The 22,863-nt window shown below is 71.7% G+C and carries 16 protein-coding genes and 1 pseudogene; 7 read left to right on the top strand and 10 right to left on the bottom strand.

Annotation, left to right across the window (positions count from 1 at the left end; translation table 11 throughout):
- Nucleotides 1-145 precede the first annotated feature (145 nt).
- Together ABZW18_RS20050 and ABZW18_RS20055 are read right to left on the bottom strand one after the other, a co-directional pair.
- Nucleotides 146-1,633: a DEAD/DEAH box helicase gene (locus ABZW18_RS20050; RefSeq protein ID WP_356189138.1), complete on the bottom strand. Its 1,488-nt coding sequence runs from the start codon at nt 1,631-1,633 to the stop codon at nt 146-148.
- A 162-nt stretch (nt 1,634-1,795) separates the two neighbouring features.
- Nucleotides 1,796-1,999, bottom strand: coding sequence for a cold-shock protein (locus ABZW18_RS20055; RefSeq protein WP_015607926.1), 204 nt, complete (start codon nt 1,997-1,999; stop codon nt 1,796-1,798).
- Nucleotides 2,000-2,316: 317 nt separating this feature from the next.
- On the opposite strand from ABZW18_RS20055, the gene ABZW18_RS20060 reads away from it, so the two are divergent.
- The gene (locus ABZW18_RS20060; protein ID WP_356189141.1) at nt 2,317-2,547 is read left to right on the top strand and encodes a hypothetical protein; all 231 of its coding nucleotides are present in this window, start codon (nt 2,317-2,319) and stop codon (nt 2,545-2,547) included.
- A 116-nt stretch (nt 2,548-2,663) separates the two neighbouring features.
- Here ABZW18_RS20060 and ABZW18_RS20065 read toward each other — a convergent pair whose 3' ends face one another.
- The 3 genes from ABZW18_RS20065 to mptB form a co-directional block, all read right to left on the bottom strand.
- The gene (locus tag ABZW18_RS20065; protein WP_356189143.1) at nt 2,664-3,563 is read right to left on the bottom strand and encodes a class I SAM-dependent methyltransferase; all 900 of its coding nucleotides are present in this window, start codon (nt 3,561-3,563) and stop codon (nt 2,664-2,666) included.
- 91 nt (nt 3,564-3,654) lie between these two features.
- Complete coding sequence (locus ABZW18_RS20070; protein WP_356189145.1) at nt 3,655-4,914, bottom strand: glycosyltransferase 87 family protein; 1,260 nt, start codon at nt 4,912-4,914, stop codon at nt 3,655-3,657.
- Complete coding sequence (mptB, locus tag ABZW18_RS20075) at nt 4,911-6,326, bottom strand: polyprenol phosphomannose-dependent alpha 1,6 mannosyltransferase MptB (protein ID WP_356189200.1); 1,416 nt, start codon at nt 6,324-6,326, stop codon at nt 4,911-4,913. The genes ABZW18_RS20070 and mptB overlap by 4 nt, the downstream gene beginning before the upstream one ends.
- 209 nt (nt 6,327-6,535) lie before the next feature.
- On the opposite strand from mptB, the gene ABZW18_RS20080 reads away from it, so the two are divergent.
- Nucleotides 6,536-7,924: an FAD-binding oxidoreductase gene (locus tag ABZW18_RS20080; RefSeq protein WP_356189147.1), complete on the top strand. Its 1,389-nt coding sequence runs from the start codon at nt 6,536-6,538 to the stop codon at nt 7,922-7,924.
- A 52-nt stretch (nt 7,925-7,976) separates the two neighbouring features.
- Here ABZW18_RS20080 and ABZW18_RS20085 read toward each other — a convergent pair whose 3' ends face one another.
- The 3 genes from ABZW18_RS20085 to ABZW18_RS20095 all read right to left on the bottom strand — a co-directional run bounded on the left by ABZW18_RS20085 (nt 7,977) and on the right by ABZW18_RS20095 (nt 12,271).
- The gene (locus tag ABZW18_RS20085) at nt 7,977-9,668 is read right to left on the bottom strand and encodes an MFS transporter (protein WP_356189149.1); all 1,692 of its coding nucleotides are present in this window, start codon (nt 9,666-9,668) and stop codon (nt 7,977-7,979) included.
- Between the two features lie 226 nt (nt 9,669-9,894).
- A complete protein-coding gene (locus ABZW18_RS20090; protein ID WP_356189151.1) occupies nt 9,895-11,400 on the bottom strand; it encodes a hypothetical protein in 1,506 nt (501 codons plus the stop codon).
- A 163-nt stretch (nt 11,401-11,563) separates the two neighbouring features.
- Nucleotides 11,564-12,271: a VanZ family protein gene (locus tag ABZW18_RS20095; protein WP_356189153.1), complete on the bottom strand. Its 708-nt coding sequence runs from the start codon at nt 12,269-12,271 to the stop codon at nt 11,564-11,566.
- A 206-nt stretch (nt 12,272-12,477) separates the two neighbouring features.
- Between ABZW18_RS20095 and ABZW18_RS20100 the strand changes: the two genes are divergently transcribed.
- Together ABZW18_RS20100 and ABZW18_RS20105 are read left to right on the top strand one after the other, a co-directional pair.
- Nucleotides 12,478-13,698 (top strand): endonuclease/exonuclease/phosphatase family protein, encoded by a 1,221-nt coding sequence (locus ABZW18_RS20100; protein WP_356189155.1) that lies wholly within the window; start codon nt 12,478-12,480, stop codon nt 13,696-13,698.
- Nucleotides 13,699-13,844: 146 nt separating this feature from the next.
- Nucleotides 13,845-14,812: pseudogene (locus ABZW18_RS20105) on the top strand (ATP-dependent DNA ligase).
- A gap of 23 nt (nt 14,813-14,835) precedes the next feature.
- On the opposite strand, the gene ABZW18_RS20110 reads toward ABZW18_RS20105, so the two are convergent.
- On the bottom strand, nt 14,836-16,917 hold the full coding sequence (locus tag ABZW18_RS20110; RefSeq protein ID WP_356189157.1) for a PhoX family phosphatase: 2,082 nt from the start codon (nt 16,915-16,917) through the stop codon (nt 14,836-14,838).
- A 196-nt stretch (nt 16,918-17,113) separates the two neighbouring features.
- Here ABZW18_RS20110 and ABZW18_RS20115 point away from each other — a divergent pair, with 196 nt between their 5' ends.
- From ABZW18_RS20115 to metG, 3 genes are all read left to right on the top strand, one after another.
- Nucleotides 17,114-17,401, top strand: coding sequence for a barstar family protein (locus ABZW18_RS20115; RefSeq protein WP_356189159.1), 288 nt, complete (start codon nt 17,114-17,116; stop codon nt 17,399-17,401).
- Between the two features lie 85 nt (nt 17,402-17,486).
- Nucleotides 17,487-19,019 (top strand): VWA domain-containing protein, encoded by a 1,533-nt coding sequence (locus ABZW18_RS20120; protein ID WP_356189161.1) that lies wholly within the window; start codon nt 17,487-17,489, stop codon nt 19,017-19,019.
- Nucleotides 19,020-19,187: 168 nt separating this feature from the next.
- Nucleotides 19,188-20,915: a methionine--tRNA ligase gene (gene metG / locus ABZW18_RS20125; protein ID WP_356189163.1), complete on the top strand. Its 1,728-nt coding sequence runs from the start codon at nt 19,188-19,190 to the stop codon at nt 20,913-20,915.
- Between the two features lie 91 nt (nt 20,916-21,006).
- Here the strand turns inward: metG and aspS are convergent, their stop codons facing one another.
- Nucleotides 21,007-22,794 carry an aspartate--tRNA ligase gene (aspS, locus tag ABZW18_RS20130; RefSeq protein ID WP_356189165.1) on the bottom strand — a complete coding sequence of 596 codons (1,788 nt, stop codon included), beginning with the start codon at nt 22,792-22,794 and terminating at the stop codon, nt 21,007-21,009.
- Nucleotides 22,795-22,863 lie beyond the last annotated feature (69 nt).

The raw sequence follows: 22,863 nt of genomic DNA on the forward strand, positions 1-22,863 counted from the left end.
CGGCTTCCCCGTACGGTCTCTGGGCCCCGGTCGCCCCGGCCCCTCGTACGCCGGAAGTCGGCGCTTCCGGAAAGGAGTGCGGGCCCGCGAAGATCCGGAGGGTGTCCGGATCTTCGCGGGCCCGTGAGAATCCGCTGGGCGGGCTCTACGCGGCGCGCCTGCGGCGGGCCGCGGACTTCTCCGCCGACGTGGCCCGGCCGGAGGCGGCCGACGCCGCCCGGCGGGCCTGGGCCGGACGGCTGCGGCGGCTCCGCTGCGGTGCCGCGGTGCGCGGGCGGGGGCTCTCGGCGGCGGGCACGGAGACGGTGACCGGCTTGCCGGACGGTACGCGGGCCCCGGTGATACGGGTGAGCTCGGCGTCGCCGGGACGGACCCGGGTGGTGTTCGGGCTGATGCCCGCGACCGCTATCAGCCGCTCCATGTCCCGCCTCTGGTCGGGCAGGACGAGTGTGACGACGCTGCCGGACTCGCCCGCGCGGGCCGTACGGCCGCCGCGGTGCAGATAGTCCTTGTGGTCGGCGGGCGGGTCGACGTTGACGACCAGGTCCAGGTCGTCCACATGGATGCCGCGGGCCGCGACGTTGGTGGCCACCAGAGCCGTCACCTGACCGCTCTTGAACTGCTCCAGGGTGCGGTTGCGCTGGGACTGGGACCTGCCGCCGTGCAGCGCGGCCGCCCGTACGCCACCGGCGAGCAGGTTCTTGGTCAGCCGGTCCACCGCGCGCTTGGTGTCCAGGAACATGATCAGCCGGCCGTCGCGGGCGGCGATGTGGTGGGCGGTGGTGAACTTGTCCACCGCCGTCACGTGCAGCACATGGTGTTCCATCGTGGTGACCGCACCCGCGGAGGGATCCACCGAGTGGACCACCGGGTCGTTCAGGAACTGGCGCACCAGCTTGTCGACGTTACGGTCCAGCGTGGCGGAGAACAGCATCCGCTGCCCGCCCTCGTGAACCTGCTTGAGCAGGGCGGTGACCTGCGGCAGGAACCCCATGTCCGCCATCTGGTCGGCCTCGTCCAGCACGGTGATCGTCACCTGGTCCAGGCTGCAGTCGCGGCGCTCGATGAGGTCCTTGAGGCGCCCCGGGGTCGCGATGACCACCTCGGCACCGCCGCGCAGAGCACCGGCCTGCCGGCCTATCGACATGCCCCCGACCACCGTGGCCAGCCGCAGACGCAGCGAGTGGGCGTAGGGCGTGAGGGCGTCCGTGACCTGCTGGGCGAGTTCCCGGGTGGGTACCAGGACCAGCGCCAGCGGCTTCCGCGGCTCGGCGCGCCGCCCCGCTGTACGGGCGAGCAGCGCCAGACCGAAGGCGAGGGTCTTGCCGGAGCCGGTACGCCCGCGGCCCAGGACGTCCCGGCCCGCGAGGGAATTCGGCAGGGTGGCCGCCTGGATCGGGAACGGCTCGGTCACGTTCTGCCCCGCGAGGGTCTCCAGCAGGGGCGCCGGCATGTCCAGCTCGGAGAAGGACGCGACGGCGGGCAGCGCGGGGGTGGTGCTCACCGGAAGTGCGAATTCGCCCTGGGGGGCGGGGGCCCTGCGGTTACGGTTCTGTGCGCCGGGCTGGGAGCGTCCGCGGGCGCCGCTGGGGCGCGAGGAACGGTTGTGGGACGGTCGCGGCGTGCGATTCATGAAAAGGGAAGGCCTTCCTCGGGGCGGCGCGTGCCGGGGAAGACTCCGCGTGCCTGAGGCCGGGCAGAGAATCGCAAGAACGAGCCGGTGAAGTGCGGGTGGCACAGGCCAGGGCCCGCACCTCGAAGGTGCGGGCCCCAGCTCTGTGACGCGTCTCGGGTGTTAGGCCGGGACGATGTTCTCCGCCTGCGGGCCCTTCTGGCCCTGCGTGACGTCGAAGGAAACCTTCTGGCCCTCCTGCAGCTCACGGAAGCCCTGGGTGGCGATGTTCGAGTAGTGGGCGAAGACGTCGGCGCCGCCGCCGTCCTGCTCAATGAAGCCAAAACCCTTTTCCGAGTTGAACCACTTCACGGTGCCAGTAGCCATGTCATATCTCCTTCTAAGTGGGGCAGTGCCGGAAATTCGCACCTTACGAATTCCTCGTCGCCGCATTGACCCCATCCGGAGAGACCGGCAAAAACAAAAAGAGCGCCTTCGGGCCGCAACCCATCCGGCGCGCATAGAGTTCATGGGTACCAAAACTGCAACGCGAACACGCTAGCACGTATCCAGGCTGGACGCGCGTTCTGCCTCCGGCTCTCCGGCCCTGTGCCCTGGGATGTCCCACACCCGGCCCGCTGCCCGTCACCGGAACGGTCCCTTCAAGAGGTGCGCCCCCATGCCCCCGGCCGCACGCTGGAGGCATGAGCGACAGCCCCGGCGAGAACGCGCAGCCGCCGGTCGTCGTCTGGGCTGTCAGCCCCGGCGACCCGCCGTTCCGCATGGTTCAGGTCCACGGGAACATCGTCGGGACCGCCCGGAACATGGCGGATGTGATCGTGCTGGCCCGCCGCGCGGGGGTGAAGAACGTCGACCTCGAGGATCCGGCGGTCGTGCGGTGGGTGAAGGGCGGCATGTACACCTGGGATTTCTAGGGATCCGAGAGTGCCGTCCGCCGCCCCGGGACGTCGCGCCGGTGGGCCCGGCGCCGGTGCCGGGGCGGCCGGGCACGGTGTCGGGCCGCCCCAGCGCCGGTGGCAGGCCGTCCTGGCTAGCTCCGGGCGCGGCGTATGGCGCGGGTGAGGACCGGCGGGAGGACGTCCGCCGCCAGCCGGCGGGCACGCGAGGATCGCTGCGCGGGGCGCGCCGGAGGGGTGGCGGCCCGCGGGGCGGAGGCCGGGGCCTCCTCGTGCGCGAAACGGGACTCGGGGGCCGGCGGGGGCTTGGGGCGGCCGGAGAAGCGCAGGACGCGCTGCCCGGCGATCTCCTGCACGCTCAGATTCATGCCCTCGCGCCACTCCGTGTCGGCGAGCAGCTCCTCCTGCAGCGGCAGGGGGTCGTCCCAGGTGCCGTAGAGCTTCTGGGTGCTGAGGCAGACGGGCCGCAGCCCGCGGTTGAACACCGCCTCCCAGGTGGCGGCAGCGACGCCCGGCGTGTGTTCGGAGCGGAAGTCGTCGAGCACGACCACACCGCCCGGCAGCAGCGCCTCCCGGGCCGTCGCGATGTCGTCCACCACGTGCTCGTACAGATGCGAGGCGTCGATGTGCACGAAGCGGCAGGTGTCCGGGGCGACGTGCCCGGGGACCTCGCTGGTGGGGCCGTGTATGACGGCCGGCAGCTCGTCGTGGAAGGCCAGGTAGTTCTGCTCGAAGGCCACGCGGGTGAGGGTGGAGTACGACTTCAGCGTCTCCGCGGCGTTCTCGCCGTCCGGCGCCGGGCCGTCGAAGAGGTCGCAGACCGTGAAGCGGTCGCCCGGCCGCTGGAAAGTGCCGGTGAAGATGGCGCTCTTGCCCATGTAGACGCCCATTTCCAGTAGGTCTCCTCGCTCCTGGAGGCGCTCCTGGCGGGAAAGGAACCGGGCGAAAAGGACCTGGTCAAGGCTGGGAAACCAGCCCTTGACATCATTCAGCCGACGGGGTCGCTGTTCTGCGGGAACCAGGGTCGAGGTCATGATTGCGTCCTCGGTACGGAGTGGGAACAGGCGGAAACGGCCGCCACACTATGGGCCGAAAAGCGTCTCCCGGCAGTACCCGCTGTGTGGTTTATGTGCCGGTGCTGGTCGGAGCGCCGGGCACGGGAAAAGCTTCATTCGCCGGTCGGCTGCCGTTCACCGCACAGGGGCCGGAGCTTGGCGCAACTGCGTCCGGCCGCGTTTCGCGCGCCGGGCGGACCGGGAGAGAGACCAGCAAAGCAAGCGAAATCCAGACGTAGGCGTTGGCGCCGACGAAGGCGGCCGGACCGGTCGAGTTCCACCTCCACAGCCAGACCAAACTGCTGCACAGCACGACGTACAGGGTCACGGTGCCCACCAGCAGACCGCGGTGGCCACGGCGCAGAGCGGTATCGCCGAGCACGGCGAGCGCGGGGATCAGCCAGACCAGATGGTGCACCCAGGTAATGGGACTCACCAGGCAGGCCGCAAGGCCGGTCAGCGCGAAGCCGGACCAGTCGTCGCCCTCGGCGGCGGCCCGGCGGGCCCGGTACGCCCAGACGGCCAGCACCACGAGCACGCACACCAGCCACGCGGTACGGCTGGGCGCGGCCGGCTCGAGGCGGGCCAGCACGCCCTGCACCGACTGGTTGGACACATACGCGAGGGAGCCGATCCGGTCCGTGTCCCACAGGGCCTCGGTCCAGAAGGCCCTCGAGGCGCCCGGTGCGCCCAGCGCCCCGAGGAGCGTCGCGGCCACGGCCGTGCCCGATGCGAGAGCGGCCTGCCGCCAGCGCCGGGTGACCAGCAGATAGCCGATGAAGATCGCGGGGGTGAGCTTGATCGCGGTGGCCAGGCCGATACCGGCCCCCGCGTACCGGCCGCGTCCGGTGGACAGCAGCCGGGCGTCGGCGAAGACGAGCGCCACCAGCACCAGATTGACCTGGCCGAAGCTGAAGGTGTCCCGCACCGGCTCCAGCAGCGCGAACAGACAGCCCGCCAGCGCGAAGGCGAACCAGCGGCTCCAGCCCTGACGGCTGATGACCGGACCGGCCAGCCAGTGCAGCAGCGCGGCCGCGGCGGCGACGCTGAGCCCGATGCTGATCAGCACTGCCGCCGGCCAGCTCACCAGGGCCATCGGCAGCATGCTCACCGCGGCGAACGGCGGGTAGGTGAACCCGTAGTGCGTCCCGGGGCGCAGATAGTCGTAGATCTGGCCGCCGTCGTTGATCCAGTAGTTGACGGTGCCGTAGTAGACGCCGACGTCGAACCAGTCGCGGTGCAGGGGGACCGTGACGAGGAAGACCGCCGTCGCCGCCGTCAGGCCGATGACCAGCAGCACCCTGGACGAGGAGCTCGCACGCCCGGTCACCGCGCCGCCTGCGTCCGGGGGGCGAAGACGGGTCCTGGCGCCAGGAACATCCACCACAGCGCGAGCAGCGCGAGTGCGCCGCCCGACACGGCGAGTGTCAGCTGAAGCCCGTCCGGCGCGAACCCGCTGGGCAGTACGGCCAGGGCGAGGACGCCGCTCGCTGCCGCCGCCCAGTGCCGGATGCGCCCGTCCGGGGCGGCCGCCGCGATCAGGAACAGCCCCCACAGCGCGTACCAGGGGCGGAACGCCGGGCCCAGCACGAACACGGCCACCAGACTCAGCCCCAACGCGTAGACGGTGCCCAGGCGTTCGTGGCGCCGCCAGAGGACCGCCACGGTCACGGCGACGGCCGCCAGGCCCAGCCGCCGCCACGTCGGTACGGCGAATTCGCCGAGCCCGCTGCCGGCGGCGTCCAGCAGCGCGCCGCTGAGCCGGCCGAGCCCGCTGGTCAACGACCAGTTGTGCGGCGAAACGGGTGTGCTCAGCGCCCCAATCCAGCCGTAGCCGGTGCCGGTCGCGGCGGTCACGGCCACGGTCGTGACCAGCGCGACGGCCAGGGTGAGCAGCGCCGCACGCACCATCCGCGTACGCCCGCCGAACCGCCCGGCCCAGACCACGGCGACGGCCAGCAGGCCCAGCGCGGCAGGCGCCTTGACCAGTGCGGCGAGCGCGACGAGCAGCGCGGCCGGCGCGGGCCGGCCGCGCGACGCGGCCACCAGACCCGCGCCCAGCAGCCCGAGCATCAGCGCGTCGTTGTGCGCGCCGGCGATCAGATGCAGCAGCACCAAGGGGTTGAGCGCACCGAGCCAGAGCGCGGCGGACGGCTCGACGCCGCAGCGCCGGGCGAGCGCGGGCAGGACGGCGACCATCAGGCCGACCCCGAGCAGCGCCACCAGACGCATGCCCAATATCCCGGCGGGCACCTCGAAGCGGGTGAGGCCGGCGGCGGCCGCGGCCGCGGAGAGGAACACCGGGCCGTACGGAGTCGGGGTGTGCTGCCAGACGGCGGGCACCTCGGTCGCGAGCGGCCCGCCCAGCTGTTCGGGCCCGTGCGCGTACACATCGATCTGTGCCTCGACCATGGCTCCCTGAGCCAGATAGCTGTACACATCGCGGCTGAACAGCGGCGGGCTCAGCAGCAGTGGCGCCGCCCACGTGGCCAGGGTCGTCAGCAGCGCCCGGGTCCCCGGAGGCCGCGGCCCCCGCACCGCCCGCCCCAGCCACCACCAGGCCGCGACCAGCAGGACCAGCCCGAAGTACGCGCAGACCAGGCCGAGCGCGGCCCGCCCGGACGACGGAACGAGCACTTCCGTCACCGGCAGCGCTCCCGCGGTCAGCCCGCCGGCGACGAGCGCGACGGATCCCGCGAGCCCCAGCATCCGGCAGCGGTTCGGATCCACGACAGCGTCCAGTGCCAGCACCCTGGGAGGCTGGCAGCCGGGGGTGGCCGGAAAGCGACGGCATCCTCACGGACGGGTGGCAGCTGTGCAGCGACCGCCTTACGGGAACGGCACGCAGCCCCCCATATCCGATATGCCGGGCGGAGCGGCCCAGGGTTACGGTCGAGGAGGGGGCCATCGACGTGAACAACGAACCCCCGGGGGAAAGGGCGGCACGTGCCATGGCTGCAGGCATCTTCGGCAATACGGAAGCGCTGGAAGATTTGCGCGACGGCTTCGTGGGCAGCCTGGTCACCCCCGATGACCCGTCCTACGACGAAGCACGCTCGGTCTTCAACGGGATGATCGACCGGCGGCCCGCGGTGATCGCCCAGTGCGCGTCCCCGGAGGATGTCGCCAAGGCCATCCTCTTCGGCCGTCATCTCGACCTGCAGATCGCTGTGCGGGGCGGCGGTCACAGCGTCTCGGGCATGTCCCTGAACGACGGCGGCATCGTCATCGACCTGCGGCGGATGAACGCGGTGACCGTCGATCCCGAGGCCCGTACGGCGCGGGTCGCCGGCGGCGCCACGATGAGCGATCTCGACCGGGCCGGCGAGCCGCACGGGCTGGCGACGACGGGCGGCCGGGTGTCCACCACGGGCGTGGGCGGCTTCACGCTGGGCGGTGGAACGGGCTGGCTGGACCGGAAGTTCGGGCTGTCCTGCGACAACCTGCTCTCCGTCGATCTCGTGGCCGCGGACGGCAGCGCCGTACGGGCGAGCGAGGACGAGAACCCCGAGCTGTTCTGGGCCCTCCACGGGGGCGGCGGCAACTTCGGTGTGGCGACGTCGTTCTCCTTCCGGCTGTATCCGCTCCCCGTGGTCACCGCGATGATGCTGCTGTGGAGGCCGGAGGCGGGGCCCGATGTGGCACGCGCCTACCGCGACTTCATGGCGTCCGCCCCGGACGAGGTCGGCGGCGGGCTCATCTACCTCACCGGCCCGCCCGAGGAGTTCGTCCCCGAACATCTGGTGGGACAACTGACGTTGGCAGTGCTCGTCGCCTACGCGGGCGACGAGCCGGCGGCGCGTACGGTGGCCGGGCCCCTGCTGGGCCTCGGCCATGACGCCGAAATGATCGCCGAGCTGCCGTACGCCGAGTTCCAGTGCATGCTGGACGACCCTCCCGGCTGCCGTAACTACTGGTCGGCGGAGCATCTCGACGCCTTCCCCGACCAGGCCGTGGACCTCTTCTGCGCGCGGGCGGGCGACATGATCGTGCCCTCGCCCTCCCAGCATGTGCTGTTCCCCCAGGGCGGCTTGACGGCGCGAGTCGGCGCGGACTACCCCGTCCCGTGGCGCCAGGCGTCGTGGGTGGCGCACCCGTTCGGCCTGTGGGAGGACGCCGCCGACGACGAGCGCGGGAGGCGGTGGGCGCACAACGTCCGTGCCGATCTCCAGCCCTGGTCCAGCGGCGCCGTCTACCTCAACTTCATCGGGGACGAGGGCCAGGAGCGGCTCGTCGCCGGGTTCGGCCCGGAGAACTACCGGCGGCTCGCGGCGGTCAAGGGCCGGTACGACCCGGAGAACGTCTTCCGGCTCAACCACAACATCAAGCCCGCTGCGTAGCCGCGTACCGCGGTGCCGCGTGGGCCCCTGCCTCTCAGGACTCGCAGGACGCTCAGGACTGAGCGGCAGGGGGCGGATCAGGCGGATCGCCGTCCTCGCGCGACCCGGACCCGGGCTCCGCTGCCGTGCCTGTGGCGGTGCCGGACCCTGATGTCGACGTGGACGATGTCGATGTGGACGTGCCCGCTGCGGCGACCGGAGCGGGAGCGCCCGGCGTATCGCCCTGAAGGCGTTCCAGGTCGGAGGCGCGTACCTGGATGACGAGCAGCGCGATCAGCGCGGCGACGACCGTGAAGGCGGCCGAGGCGATGAAAGCCGTCGAGACGCCGGAGGCGAGCACCTCGTCGCCCCAGGGCGGCGGCAGCTGCCCGGTCCGCTGGAATTGGGCCCGTTGCAGCGGATTCGCCTCCTGGAGGAACTGCGGCACCTGAGCGGAGGCCTCGTTGCGGCTGGCCGTACCGAAGACCGTGACCAGGATGGACAGTCCGAGCGACCCGCCCACCTGCTGGGTGGCGTTGAGCAGGCCCGAGGCGGCGCCCGACTCGTGCGGCGCGACGCCCGAGACCGCCATGAGGGTCAGCGATACGAACTGCATGCCCATGCCGAAGCCGAACATCAGCATCGGCCCGAGGATGCTGCCCGCGTACGTGCTGTGGATATCGGTCAGCGTCAACCAGGAGAGGCCACCCGCGGAAAGGACCGCGCCGAGCACCATGAACGGCTTCGGCCCGAACTTCGGCAGCAGTTGGGACGCCAGCCCGGCGCCCACCGCGATGACCCCGCTCACCGGCAGGAAGGCGAGACCGGCCTGGAGCGGACTGAACCCCAGGACGTTCTGCACGAAGAGGGTGAGGAAGAAGAACATGCCGAAGATCGCGGCGGCGAGGCTGAGCATCATCCCGTAGGTGCCCGCCCGGTTGCGGTCCCGGAACATCTTCAGCGGGGTGATCGGCTGTCTCGAGCGCCGCTCGATGGTGAGGAAGACGGCGAGCAGCACCATCGCCGCGCCGAAGGCGGCGAGGGTCAGCGGGTCGCGCCAGCCGTCCTCCGAGGCCCGGATGAAGCCGTAGACGAGGGATGCCATGCCCGCCGTGGAGGTGAGTGCGCCGGCGAAGTCGAAGTGGCCCGCATGGCGTTCGGACTCCCTGATGCAGCGGGGCGTGGCGAAGGCGATGAGCAGGCCTATCGGGACGTTGACGAAGAACACCCAGCGCCAGTCGAGCCACTCGACGAGGATGCCGCCCATGAGCAGGCCGATCGCGCCACCACCCGCGGAGACCGCGGCGAAGACGCCGAACGCCCGGTTGCGTTCCGGCCCTTCCCTGAACGTGGTGGTGATCAGGGCGAGCGCCGTGGGGGACGCGATGGCGCCGCCGACGCCCTGCAGGGAACGGGCGGCGAGCAGTTGGGCCACGTTCTGCGCGAGACCGCCGAGCAGCGAGGCGAGTACGAAGAGCAGCACTCCGAAGATGAACACCCGTCTCCGGCCGAGGATGTCACCGAGGCGGCCGCCGAGCAGCAGCAGGCCGCCGAAGGTGAGTGTGTAGGCGTTGATCACCCACGACAGGCTCTCGGTCGAGAAGTCCAACGAGCTCTGGATGTGCGGGAGAGCGATGTTCACGATGGTGATGTCGAGGACCACCATCAGCTGGCAGGAGGCGATGACGAGTAGGGCTATCCCGCTGCCTCCGCCCCGCCCGGGGGTCTCGGCAGGCTGCGCGGGTGTCGAGTGAGGGCTCGTCATGGTTGTCCTGCGCTCACCTACGGCTCACATCGGACTCACGTCAGTGGTGAACAGTGTTGTTCACCACACAACGACCGTAAACCTCGCCGTCGGGGCCCACCACCGGGGCCCTTCAGCCGCGCGGCGGCCACTGTGCGCGGCGCTCCGTTGGGTCACCGGGCGGTCCCGCCGCCAGTGGTGACCGGCCCCGCGCACCGGGTGACCGGTCGGCCCCGGCCGCCGCGTCTCAGGGCTGAGCGGACGGTGAGAGATAGGCGCGGAACCCGGCCCGCCCGCCCAGCCGCGGCAGCTCCTGGACGCGCCAGCCGTGGGTGTACGAAGGCGCGGCCCGGTCGCCGGCCACCAGTACGGCGACCGGCCGGCTGCCGGCCGCTTCCAGGAGTCCCGCCCGGGTGATGCTGCCGTCATGGCCGCCGATCTGGCGGGAGGAGCACCCGGTTCTGAAGGCGATCCGGACGGCTTCCTCGCCGCTGACCGTGCACGGCGGCCGTAGACCCTCGCGGTGCAGCTCGGCGGCGATACGTCCGACGGCCTCCCGAGTCTCGCGGCTCCGGGAAGCGACGACGTGCAGGACCGCGTACTGCACCGCGTAGTGCCCGGCGAGTGCGAGCACGACGGCCGCGACGACGAGGGGGCGCAACTGCGGCCGCGCTCCGGTCACCAGCCGGAAGAGACACAACGCGACGGGCAGCGCCAGCAGGGCGTAGGTGGGCAGCAGGAAGCGGGGCGCGGCGTAGTCGATCAGCAGCAGATAGGGCACCGCGAGCGAGATCCCGGCCAGCGCGGGCACCAGCGCGACCGCCAGGCGGTGGATGCGCGCCGCGGCCAGCACGCCGCCCGCGGTGAGCAGCGGGAGCGCGAACCACCAGGCCGCGGTGGCCGGATGCCGCCACGGAACGTCGCAGGGGCGGCAGAGGGAGCGCCCCTCGATGGCGCGCAGCTGGGCGTCGAAGGCGAGTTTCCATCCCATGCCGCCCTGGATCTCACCGGCGCGCCGGAGCCGGGCGGCGAGACCGCCGTAGCCGACGTACGCCTCGATGATCCATGGCGCGCAGCCCAGCGCCGCACCGGCCGCGAGGGCGAGCAGCACGGCCGGCCGACGCCAGGCCCGTACGCACAGCGCCGCGACGGCGAGCGGGGCCGCGAGCCACAGCGCGTCCGCGGGCCGCATCAGGGCGGCGAAGACGACCGCGCAGAACAGGCCGGTCAGCGCCCGGCGGTCGGCGGGGTCCCGTACGGCACGCAGGAAGCACCCGGTGGCGAGCAGTGCCGCGTAGGCGACCCACAGATTGGGCATGGCCTGCGGCCCGTAGAAGAGCGTGATCCACAGCCCCCCGAACAGCGCCCCGGCCAGCAGCACCACCACGACCGGCAGCAACCGCCGCCACACCCAGAGGGAGAGCAGAAGCCCGCAGCCGGAGAGGACGGAGAGATAGACCCGCAGGGCGTCCACGGAGGTGGTCAGCCCGGCCACGGGTGCGACGAGGAAGGTGATGCCGCGGGCGCGCGGCGCGCTGAAAAAGGCGGCGGGGGCCTGCGAGCCGACCTGGCTGATGTACACCGACTCGTCCCAGCCGAGGCCCATTCCCGGAGCCACCAGGACCAGCTGGGCGAGGGTGAAGACAACGGCGAGTCCGGCGAGCCACAGCAGCGGCCGGGCCGCGGGTCCGCCGCGCGGGTCCGTACGCGACTGGTGTCCGCTCGGGCTGGGGGCGAGGCGTGCTGGCTGCATGGCGCCACGCTGCGGTGCCTCCGCGCCGCCCACCACGCGAGAGACGGCAGTCGGCGGAACGGCCTCCCCGAACGGGCGTTACGGCTCCTGCGGCCGGGGCCGCGGACGAGCTCCGGTCACCGGGGCCGCGGGAGGCTCCGGTGTCCGGGGCCGCCGGCGGCGGTCAGCCGGCCGCGGGCCGCCGGGTGTAGCGGTGCCACCAGTGCGGGCGGCGCGGGTGGACCGCCCGGCCCAGCCGCCGCCCGAGCAGCAGATAGCCCAGGAGCGCACCGAGGGTGTTGAGGAGGACATCGTCGATGTCGAAGGCCCGTCCGGTGACGAGCGCGCCCTGCGTCAGCTCGACCAGCACCATCACCAGCGCCGTGGCGGCTCCGACCCGCAGCAGCCCACGGGCCCGCGGCACCAGCACCGGCAGCAGCAGCCCGAACGGAACGCCGAGCAGGATGTTGCCGCCGATCTGCTTCACCGTGTCGCGGAAGGCGGGCTGCGACACGTAGTTGCGAATGGAGTCGCCCGGTGTGAGATTGCTGTGCGTCAGCGGCTCTGAAGCCGCGGAGGGGACCAGGGTCAGCTTGGCCAGGACGACGGCGAAGGCGACCATCGCGGCGAACGCCACCAGCATCGCGAGCACCCGCAGTACGGCCGGGATCTGCGGGGCGGGGGGCGCCGGAGGGGCCTTCTCACTCTTCGCCTCCTTCGCCCGCTTCGCCCGCCGTTCCGCCGGCTTCCCCCGGGTTTCCGCCACCTTCCCCCGGGCTCTGGGACTCTTCTTTCTCCCGCTCGTGGCCTTCCCCCCGCGTGCCGCGGCCTTCCCTCGCTTCGCACCGGCCGCCTTGCTGATGGTGTAGCCGAACAGGGTTGTGCGCGCCATGCAGACTCCCAGGTCCATAGGGATCCGGTCCGCCGGATCCGCGTCCACCCTTGCCGTGCCGCCTGCTGTGGCGGTTGCCCGCGCTTCTTCGCGGCATGCGCGCGGCGGTTCTCCGGCAACCCGAACCCCGCGTGGCACCGTCTCTACGGGAGAGTCCGGACTCGTCGGGAAGAGTCCGGACCGGGCACCGGACGAAAGGGCGGCGCGTGGACGCAGCCGATACCGCCGGCACGGCCGCCGACCAGGCGGAAGCGCGCACGGCACGGGCGAGTCGGACGACGGAGGGCAGGGACGGGGCGGACCGGCCGGGCCCGGCCCGGGCACCGGGGGACGGAGCCCCGGCAGGCGGAGCACCGGGCGACGGAGCACCGGCCGGCGGAGAGCGAGCGAGCGAACCGGAACCACCGTCGGCGGAGTCACCGCGAACCGTACGCGGCCCCCGCCGGCTCCCGCTGCCGCCCGGCCGCGCCCGCCGCGCAGCCGCCTGGTGCGCGGGCACGCTGCTCCTCCTCACCACCGTGCCGGTCGCCTGCCGCGCCGCCGGGGTGGACGGCGTCACGCCCATCCCGCAGCTGCTGGCGTTCCTGCCCTGGCTGCTGGTGCCCGCCGGCCTCGGGCTGCTGCTGTTCGCCGCCGCGCGCCGGCCCGTCGGCTGTGCCTGGGCTCTCGCCGTCCTCGGCGTCACCTGCTGGTTCGTCACGCCGTACGGGGACGGCCCGGCCGAGCCGCGCGGGCCGTTGGCCGCCCGGCTGACGGTCCTCACCGCCAACCTCGAATTCGGTGGCGCGACCGCGGACCTCCTCGAGACCCTGCGCCGCGAGCAGCCCGCCCTGGTGTCGGTCCAGGAGTGCGACGACCGCTGCGCCATGGCTCTGGACTCACCCGCTCTCCGTCAGGCCTACCCGTACCGGAACATCGTTTCCGGTACGCCCGCCGAGGGCTCCGCGATCCTCAGCACGTACCCGCTGACCGACGAGCCCGGGGTGCGCGGCACGCTCGCCATGCCGGGCGCGGTCGCCGAGGTGGCCGGGCAGCGGGTGCGGATGCAGGTCGCCCACCCCATGCCGCCCGTACCGGGCCAACTGGACCTGTGGCGTACGGAGCTGGGGCGGCTGCGCGACTACGCGGACCGGCGCGGCGGTCTGCCGACCATCGTCGCGGGCGACTTCAACGCCTCGCAGGACCACGCCGTCTTCCGGGCCGTACTGGGATCCGGGATGCGGGACAGCGCCCGGCTGCTCGGCGCGGACCGCACCCCGACCTGGCCCGCGGACACCGCGAGCCGGTCCGTGGGCACCCAGATCGACCACGTTCTGGTCAGCGACGCCTTCCGCCCCCGCGCCGCCCGCTTCCTCGACCTCGACGGCACCGACCACCGCGCTGTCCTGGTCACCCTCGATCTCCACCGCGGCACCGAGGAGTTTTGACCGGTCCATCCGGGGGAGCGGCAGGGGGAGTTCGCCCACGGCCGCGGGACCGCGCCGGACCGCGCCGGCTCGCGGCAGCGGCACGGGACGCGCCGGGCAGGGCACGACGCGGGTTTGCCCCTGCGCCGAGCGGTTACCCACCGGAGGTGAGTTCACGGCGCGCAATCCGGGTCGGCCGAAGGAGCATCGAGCTCCACCGGCCGCAGAAGGTCCTGTTCCCCGACGACGGATTCAGCAAGGCCGACCTTGTCGAGCACTATCGCGCCGTCTCCCGGCGCATGCTGCCCCACCTGCGGTCGCGTCCGCTGATGATGGTCCGGCACCCCGACGGCATCGGGGGGAAGAGCCTGGTCCAGAAGAACATCCCGGACTACTTCCCCGACTGGGTCCACCGTGCCGAGCTGCCCAAGGAGGGAGGCACGGTGACCCATGTGCTGTGCGATGACTCCGCCACCCTGGGGGCACCTCCCAGCGGTAGCTGGGGGACTACCTCGCCGACCAGGCGTGCATCACCCCGCACCGCTGGCTCTCCCGCACGGACCGGCCCGACCACCCCGACCGGCTGGTCTTCGACCTCGACCCCTCGCCGGCCTCCGGCTCGGGGGACGACCACCCGGGCGCGGATTTCGAGGACGTACGGTGGGCGGCCCACCGGGTCTGCGCGCTGCTGGACGAACTCGGCTTGCCCGCCCTGCTGATGACGACCGGTTCGAGCGGCCTGCACGCCGTCGTCCCGCTGGACCGGCGCTCGACGTTCGACGCCGTACGGTCCTTCGCCGGCGCCGCGGCCGGTCTGCTGGCAGCCCGGCACCCGGACCGCCTGACGACCGAGCAGCGCAAGACCGACCGCAAGGGCCGGGTCTACCCGGACGTCCAGCGCAACGCCTACGCCCAGACAGCGGTGGCTCCGTACGCCGTGCGGGCCCTGCCCGGCGCTCCGGTCGCGATGCCCATCGCCCGCGAGGAACTGGACGACCCCGCTCTCACCGCCCGCCGCTGGACCCTGACCACGGCCGGCGAACGGCTGTCCGAGGACCCATGGGCCGGGGCGCCCCGGAGAGGCCGCTCACTCCGCACGGCGGAGCGACGCCTCTCCGAGGCCCGGAAGGACTGACCGGCCCCCCGAACCGGTCAGTCTCAGGCGCCGATGTCGCCGCCGTCCTTGCGCCAGACGCTCACGACCGACGGGCGGACCAGCTTGCCCGGACCGTCGGGCCAGGTCGAGGCGGGCTTCTCGACGGTCGCTCCGTCGACTTCGCCCGGGTGCTGGACCGCGACCAGCACGCGCCGGTCCTGCACGATCGGGCCGCAGGTCTCGGCGCCCTTGGCCACGGTGAGGAACTGCCGCACCTCACCACGGCGCCGGCCCGCGGTCGCGACCCCGAACAGGCCGTCGTGGCTGCCCAGCGCATTGCCGTCGGTGGAGATCCACAGGTTGCCGTAGGAGTCGAAAGTGATGTTGTCGGGGCAGGAGATCGGGCTGACCTCGTCCTTCGGGAAGCCGCCGAAATAGGTGCTCGGGTCATCCGGGTCGCCGCAGACCAGGAACAGCCGCCAGTTGAAGCGGCGGGCGGCCGGGTCGTCCCACTGCTCGGCCAGTTCGAGGATCTGGCCGTGCTTGTTGGCGTTGCGCGGGTTGGCCTCGTCGGCAGCGGCCTTACCCGGCTTGCCGCGGTCGGTGTTGTTGGTCAGCGCGATGTAGACGCGGCCGGTGCGCGGACTCGGCTCGACGTCCTCGGGGCGGTCCATCTTCGTGGCACCGGCCTTGTCAGCGGCGATCCGGGTGAAGACGTAGACCTCGTCGGCGCTCATGCCCTCGACGTAGGAGGTGCTGCCGGAGGCGAGCGGGATCCACTCGCCGGAGCCGTCGAACTGGCCGTCCTCGGGGAGCTTGCCGGAGCCGTCGATCTCGGCGGACGGGCTGTCGCCGGTGAACTTGGCGACGTAGAGCGTGCCGTCGTCCAGCAGCGTGCGGTTGTGCTCACGGGCGACCCGGCCGCTGCCCCGCTTCATCCGCTTGCTGGAGACGAACTTGTAGAAGTAGTCGAAGCGCTCGTCGTCGCCCATGTAGAGCACGGCGCGTCCGTCGTCGGTGAGACGCGGCTCGGCGGCCTCGTGCTTGAAGCGGCCCAGCGCGGTGAGCTTGCGCGGGGTCGAGTCCGGGTCGTACGGGTCGATCTCGACGACCCAGCCGAAGCGGTTGCTCTCGTTCGGCTCCTGCGCCACGTCGAAGCGCTTGTCGAAGCGCTCCCACTTGCGCTCGGAGGCGGCGCCGGCGATGCCGTAGCGCTTGAGCCGGGCGGCGGTGGCCGGGTCGGTGACGGAACCGCCGCCTGCGAAGTACTGGTTGAAGTTCTCCTCGCCGGACAGGACGGTGCCCCACGGGGTGATGCCGCCGCCGCAGTTGTTGAGCGTGCCGAGGATACGGGTGCCCTTGGGATCTGCCGAGGTGCGCAGCAGCTTGCTTCCGGCGGCGGGGCCGGTGACCTCGAACGGCGTCGTCGCGGTGATCCGGCGGTTGAGGTGGTGACGGGTGACCGCGGTGAGCTTCCCGGCCTCGGGGTCCTCGGCCGCGACCAGGACGGACAGCCCGTGCGCGGCCCAGGCGATCTCCGCCTGCTCGCGGGTGGGGGCGGCCGGGTCGTACCCGGCGAACATCAGCTGCTCGTCGGTGTACTCGTGGTTGATCACCAGGAGTTGGCGGTGGAGCTCGCCCGGCAGGTCGAGGACGGCCATGTAGTCGTTGTTGTAGCCGAACTGGCCCGCCTGGGCCTTCGCCGACTGCTTCTCCGGGTCGAAGGCGGGCGCGCCGCGCAGGATCGGGTCACCCCAGCGGATCACGATGTTCTTCGCGTAGCCCTCGGGGATCGTGACGCCGTCCGTGGTGTTCGGCGCGACCGGGGTGAAGCGGAGCCCGCGGGCGGGGCTGTTCGCTCCCTGCCGTGCGGCGGTCTCGGCCGCCGGGGCGGCGGGCCCCGCGGCCCGGGCCTGCGGGGCCCGGCCGACGGACGTCGCACCGGCCGCCGCGGCGACGGTCACGACCGCGCCGGCGCGCAGCGCGGTACGGCGGGAGAGCGCCCCGGATATGACGTCGCCGACATAGTCGTTCGCGCTGTTGTTCGGGACTTCGTGAAAGCACGCGTCACCGCAGCGATAGCGGCAGGTCATCGCGGAACGTCCGCCCGGGTGCGAGCTGATCAGCGGCAGCAGTCTGCGCACTTCTTCCCCTCCGTATGGGCTCCACCGGCGCGGCCTGCGCGCCGACATGATGTCGGAATGTGTCGGCCGTGACGCTATGGGCGTAGACCCGCACACCGGCGGCCTCCTGGTTAACGGGGGATGAATCCCGGGCGGACGGAGTAAGTTCCTTCGTTCACAGAGGTGTTGCCGCGGGCCTGCGGATAGCATCCGGCCCATGGCCGAGGAGTTGGTAGTCGATCTGCGCGGACGGGCACCGGCGACGCTGGACGCCTTCTGGGACGCGGTCGCGGAGCCGTGCGGCCTGCCGGACTGGTTCGGGCGGAACCTGGACGCCTGGTGGGACGCCGTCGAGTCGCGCGGAGTGTCCCCGGTCATCGACGCGCACGGAGTCCTGGTCGTACGGGCAGACGCGGCGGGTCTCTTCGCCCCGGGCCACCCGGACGGCGAACGACTCGCCCGAATCTTCACGGAGGCCACCCGCGCCAGGCTAGAACTCTGGTAAGTAGCCTTACGTGTCCGCGCCGGTCAGGGACGATCCCCGCACCTCGGACATTCATCGCACCCGATAGATGTGAAGGGCTTCTCCCATGGGCATTCGGAGTCTGCTGCGGAATGCGTTCGGCCGGTCGCGGGCGGCCCGGAACGAACCGACGGTGCCGGAGGCGCGCGCCGCCGAGCCGTCGGCCGCGGCGCAGGCCACACCCGCCGGCGAGGGGGCTTCGGCCGGCGAGCCGCCGACCGGAACGGCTCCCGAGCGCGAGCCGTCGTCGACGGCGGAGTCCGCCTCGCTCCTCGCGGCGTTCGACGCGTCGGCGGCGAAGCCGGTCGCCGCGCCGGAGAGGGAGCAGGAGCCGGAGGAGGAGCCGGCGAGTGAGCCGGCGCCGCTCCCGGCCCAGGCGAAGTCGGCGGCCCCCGCCTCCGCGACCGGGGAACCGGCTGCCGAGGCCCCGGCGGCTCCCGTCGAGCCGAAACCGGAGCCTGAGGCGAAGCCGGAGTCCGAGTCGAAGCCGGAGTCCGCATCCGCGAGCGCGGCCGAGCCGGCCGCCGCGGAAGGCCGGCCGGACGCCGAGGAGTCCACGACCGCTTCCGTACCGGCCCAGGCGGCGTCCCCGGAGCCGCGGCCCGAGAGCCCGGAGGCGAGCACGCCTCCCCAGGCACCGGCCGTTCCCGCCCAGGCCAAATCCGTTAAGGCAACCCAGTCCACCGGGCCCACCAAGTCCTCCAAGCCGGCCGAGGAGCCGCCCGCCGCCACGGTCCCGGCGCAGGCGGCGGCCAAGCCCGAGGACGCGAAGACCGGCACGGAGCCGGCCGTTCCCGCACAGCCCGAGTCCGCTCCCACGGCGGAGCCCGCCGCTCCGGGCAGCGCCGGCATCCCCGCCCAGCCGGGCCCCGCCGCCGACGGCCCCCGGATCTCCCTCGCCAAGGTCGAGGCCACCGCCCCCGCCCTGGTCAGCCTCTACAAGTCCGCCGCCTCCGCCCTCCAGAAGCAGGGCCTGGCCGGCCGGCGCGCCGCCGTGTATCTGGTGCTCGACCGGTCCGGGTCGATGCGGCGGTACTACAAGGACGGCACCGTCCAGCACCTCGCCGAGCAGGCCCTCGGGCTCTCCGCCAACCTCGACGACGACGGCACCGTCCCCATCGTGTTCTTCTCCACCGAGATCGACGGCACCGCCGACATCTCGCTCGACGACCACTCAGGACGTATCGAGACCCTGCACGCGGGCCTCGGCCACATGGGCCGTACGAACTACCACTGCGCCATCGAGGCCGTCGTCGAGCACTACGGGAAGTCCGGCTCCACCGCCCCCGCCTTCGTCATCTTCCAGACGGACGGTGCCCCCACCTCCAAGCCCGCCGCCGAGAAGGCGCTGTGCGACGCCGCGAAGCTGCCGATCTTCTGGCAGTTCGTCGGCTTCGGGGAGCAGGAGGCGAAGGGCTTCGACTTCCTGCGGAAGCTCGACGACCTCGCCGTCCCCGACAAGCGCCCCGTCGACAACGCCGGCTTCTTCTCCGCCGGCACCGACCCGCTGCTCCTCACCGACGACGATCTCTACAGCCGGCTGACGGACGGGTTCCCGCAGTGGCTGGCCGCTGCCCGGGAGGCCGGGATCCTGCGCTGACGCACCGGTCCGGGGCCGCCCGGCGCGTATCCGTACGGGGCAGCATCCGTGCGGAAAAAAGGGCGCGCGGGTGGCCCCGGACGGTCCAGTACGATATTGGCAGCCTGTAGCTGCGTACCGGATGAACTACGGGCATCACTCCGCGTAACGACCTGGGAGCAGCCGGCAATGGCTCGACACCTCATCACCAGCGCTCTTCCGTACATCAACGGGATCAAGCATCTGGGCAACATGGTGGGGTCCATGCTCCCGGCGGACGTCTACGCCCGCTATCTGCGCCGGCGCGGCCACGACGTGCTCTACATCTGCGCCACCGACGAGCACGGCACCCCCGCCGAGCTCGCCGCCAAGGAGGCCGGGCTGCCCGTCGACGCCTTCTGTGCCCAGCAGCACGATGTGCAGAAGGCGATCTACGACGGCTTCGAGCTGGACTTCGACTATTTCGGCCGCAGCTCCTCGCCGGAGAACGTGGAGATCACCCAGCGCATCGCGCGCAGCCTGAAGGAGAACGGCTTCATCGAGGAGCGCGCGATCCGCCAGGTGTTCTCCATCACGGACGACCGCTTCCTCCCCGACCGCTACATCGTCGGCACGTGCCCGCACTGCGGCTACGACAAGGCGCGCGGCGACCAGTGCGAGAACTGCACCCGGGTCCTCGATCCGACCGACCTGATCGATGCCCGTTCCGCGGTCAGCGGCAGCAGTGACCTCGAGGTCCGCGAGACCAAGCACCTCTTCCTCCTCCAGTCGAAGCTCCAGCACGAGGTCGAGGCCTGGCTCGACGGCAACGGCAGCAAGGAGTGGCCGACCCTCGCCTCCTCCATCGCGCACAAGTGGCTGACGGAGGGCCTCAACGACCGGGCGATCACCCGCGACCTGGACTGGGGCGTTCCGGTACCGGCCGACACCTGGCCGGAGCTGGCGGCCGAGGGCAAGGTCTTCTACGTCTGGTTCGACGCGCCGATCGAGTACATCGGTGCGACGAAGGAGTGGGCGGACGCCGACCCGGAGAACCGCGACTGGAAGTCCTGGTGGTACGAGGCCGACGACGTCCGCTACACGGAGTTCATGGCGAAGGACAACGTCCCGTTCCACACGGTGATGTTCCCGGCCATGCTGCTCGGCACCCGCGAGCCGTGGAAGAAGGTCGACTACGTCAAGGCCTTCAACTGGCTCAACTACTACGGCGGCAAGTTCTCCACCTCCCAGAAGCGCGGCATCTTCACGGACGCCGCGCTGGAGCTGCTGCCCGCCGACTACTGGCGCTACTTCCTGATGGCGAACGCCCCGGAGTCGGACGACACCTCCTTCTCCTGGGAGCTGTTCTCCTCGGTGGTCAACAAGGACCTCGCGGACACCCTCGGGAACTTCGTCAACCGCGTACTGTCCTTCTCCCGCAAGCGCTTCGGCGACGAGGTGCCGGCGGGCAAGGCGCCCGGAGAGGCGGAGGCGCGGCTGGGCGCGGAGATCGCGCGGCTGCTCGCCGAGTACGAAGGCCACATGGACACCCTCCAGTTCCGCAAGGCGGCCGCCTCGCTGCGCGCCCTGTGGAGCGCGGGCAACGCCTATCTGGAGGAGAAGGCGCCCTGGCTGGAGATCAAGACCGACCAGGAGGGCGCGGCGCTCACCCTGCGTACGGCCATGAACCTGATCCACCTCTACGCGGTGATCTCCGAGCCGTTCATCCCGGCGTCGGCGAAGGCCATGCGGTCGGCGTTCCGGCTCGAGTCGGACGACGCCCGCTGGGTCGGCCCCGAGCAGGCCCGCGCTCTGGAGTCCGTCCCGGCGGGCACGGGCTTCACCGTCCCCCCGGTGCTCTTCGCGAAGATCACCGAGGACGACCTGGCGTCCTACCGTGAGCGCTTCGGCGGCGCCGAGCAGGACGACGCCGCATAGTTCCCCGCCGCGCCGGCGGACGGCGCCGGCACACGAAGGGCCCGGACCGTCTCGGTCCGGGCCCTTTCGGCGTTCCCTGCCCTGCCTGCTACTACTTCGTCGGCTTGTACGGCGTCGGCTTGGCCGGCGCCTTGCTGATGGCGATGTGGAGCTCCTTCAGACGGGCCTCGTCGACCTCGCTCGGGGCGCCCATCAGCAGGTCCTGCGCGTTGCCGTTGAGCGGGAAGGAGATCGTCTCCCGGATGTTCGGCTCATCCGCCAGCAGCATCACGATGCGGTCCACACCGGGGGCGATGCCGCCGTGCGGCGGGGCGCCGAAGTGGAAGGCACGCAGCATGCCGCCGAACTCGCGCTCGACGACCTCCTTGTCGTAACCGGCGATCCGGAAGGCCTCGTACATGACCTCCGGCTCGTGGTTACGGATCGCGCCCGAGGACAGCTCCACGCCGTTGCAGACGATGTCGTACTGCCAGGCCAGGATGTCCAGGGGGTCCTTGGTGCGGAGCGCCTCGAGGCCGCCCTGCGGCATGGAGAACGGGTTGTGGGAGAACTCGACCTGCCCGGTCTCCTCGTTCCGCTCGAACATGGGGAAGTCGACGATCCAGCAGAAGCGGAAGACGTTCTCCTCGAAGTGGCCCGCACGGCGCGCGGCCTCGACGCGGACCGCGGACATGATCTTCGAGACGTCGTCGAACTCGCCCGCGCCGAAGAAGACCGCGGTGCCGGGCTTGCCGCCGACCTCGGCGACGAGCTTCTCGGCATCGCTCTCGGTGAGGAACTTGGCGATCGGCCCGGTGAGCTTGTTGCCCTCCCCGATCCGGATCCAGGCCAGGCCCTGGGCGCCCTGCTCGACCGCGAACTCGCCCATCTGGTCGAAGAACTTGCGCGGCTGGTCCGCGGTGTCCGGCACCGCGAGGGCCCGTACGTGCTTGCCCGCGAAGGCCTTGAAGCCGCTGTCGGCGAAGAGGTGCGAGACATCGGCGAGCTCGAGCTGGGCGCGCAGATCCGGCTTGTCCGTGCCGTACTTCACGATCGCCTCGCGGAACGGGATCCGCGGGAACGGCGAGGTGACGTGGCGGCCACCCCCGAACTCCTCGAAGAGCTCGGTCATGACCTTCTCGATGACCTGGAAGACGTCCTCCTGCTCGACGAAGCTCATCTCGACGTCGAGCTGGTAGAACTCACCCGGCGACCGGTCGGCGCGGGCGTCCTCGTCGCGGAAGCACGGGGCGATCTGGAAGTAGCGGTCGAAGCCCGCGATCATCAGCAGCTGCTTGAACTGCTGCGGGGCCTGCGGCAGCGCGTAGAACTTCCCGGCGTGCAGCCGGGAGGGGACCAGGAAGTCGCGCGCGCCCTCGGGGGAGGTCGCGGACAGGATCGGGGTCGCCATCTCGTTGAAGCCCTGCGCGGTCATCTTCTGCCGGATGGCCGAGATGACGGCCGAGCGCAGCATGATGTTGCGGTGCATCCGCTCGCGGCGCAGATCGAGGAAGCGGTACTCCAGGCGCCGCTCCTCGTTGACCCCGTCCTCGGGGTAGACGGTGAAGGGCAGCGCGTCGGCCGCGCCGAGCACCTCGACCTCGGTGACCTCGGTCTCGATCTCACCGGTGGGCAGCTCGGGGTTGACGTTGTCCGCGCCACGCGCCAGGACCGTGCCGTCGACGCGGACGACGGTCTCCTTGGTGATGCCGCTGAGCGCCTCGTACGCCGGGGTGTCGGGCCGTACGACGAGCTGGACCAGACCGTAGTGGTCACGGAGATCGATGAAGAGGATGCCGCCCAGGTTCCGCCGGTTGTGCAGCCAGCCGCTCAGCCGTACGTCTGCGCCGACGTCAGCGGCGCGGAGCTCGCCGCAGGTGTGGGACCGGTACCGATGCATCGCTCATCCAAGTCGTGTGGTCGGGGTGTGCCCTGGGGCCGGCCAGTCATAGGCCGTATGCCAGGGTAC

This window comes from Streptomyces sp. NPDC004647 (assembly GCF_040609575.1).
Lineage (GTDB): Bacteria > Actinomycetota > Actinomycetes > Streptomycetales > Streptomycetaceae > Streptomyces.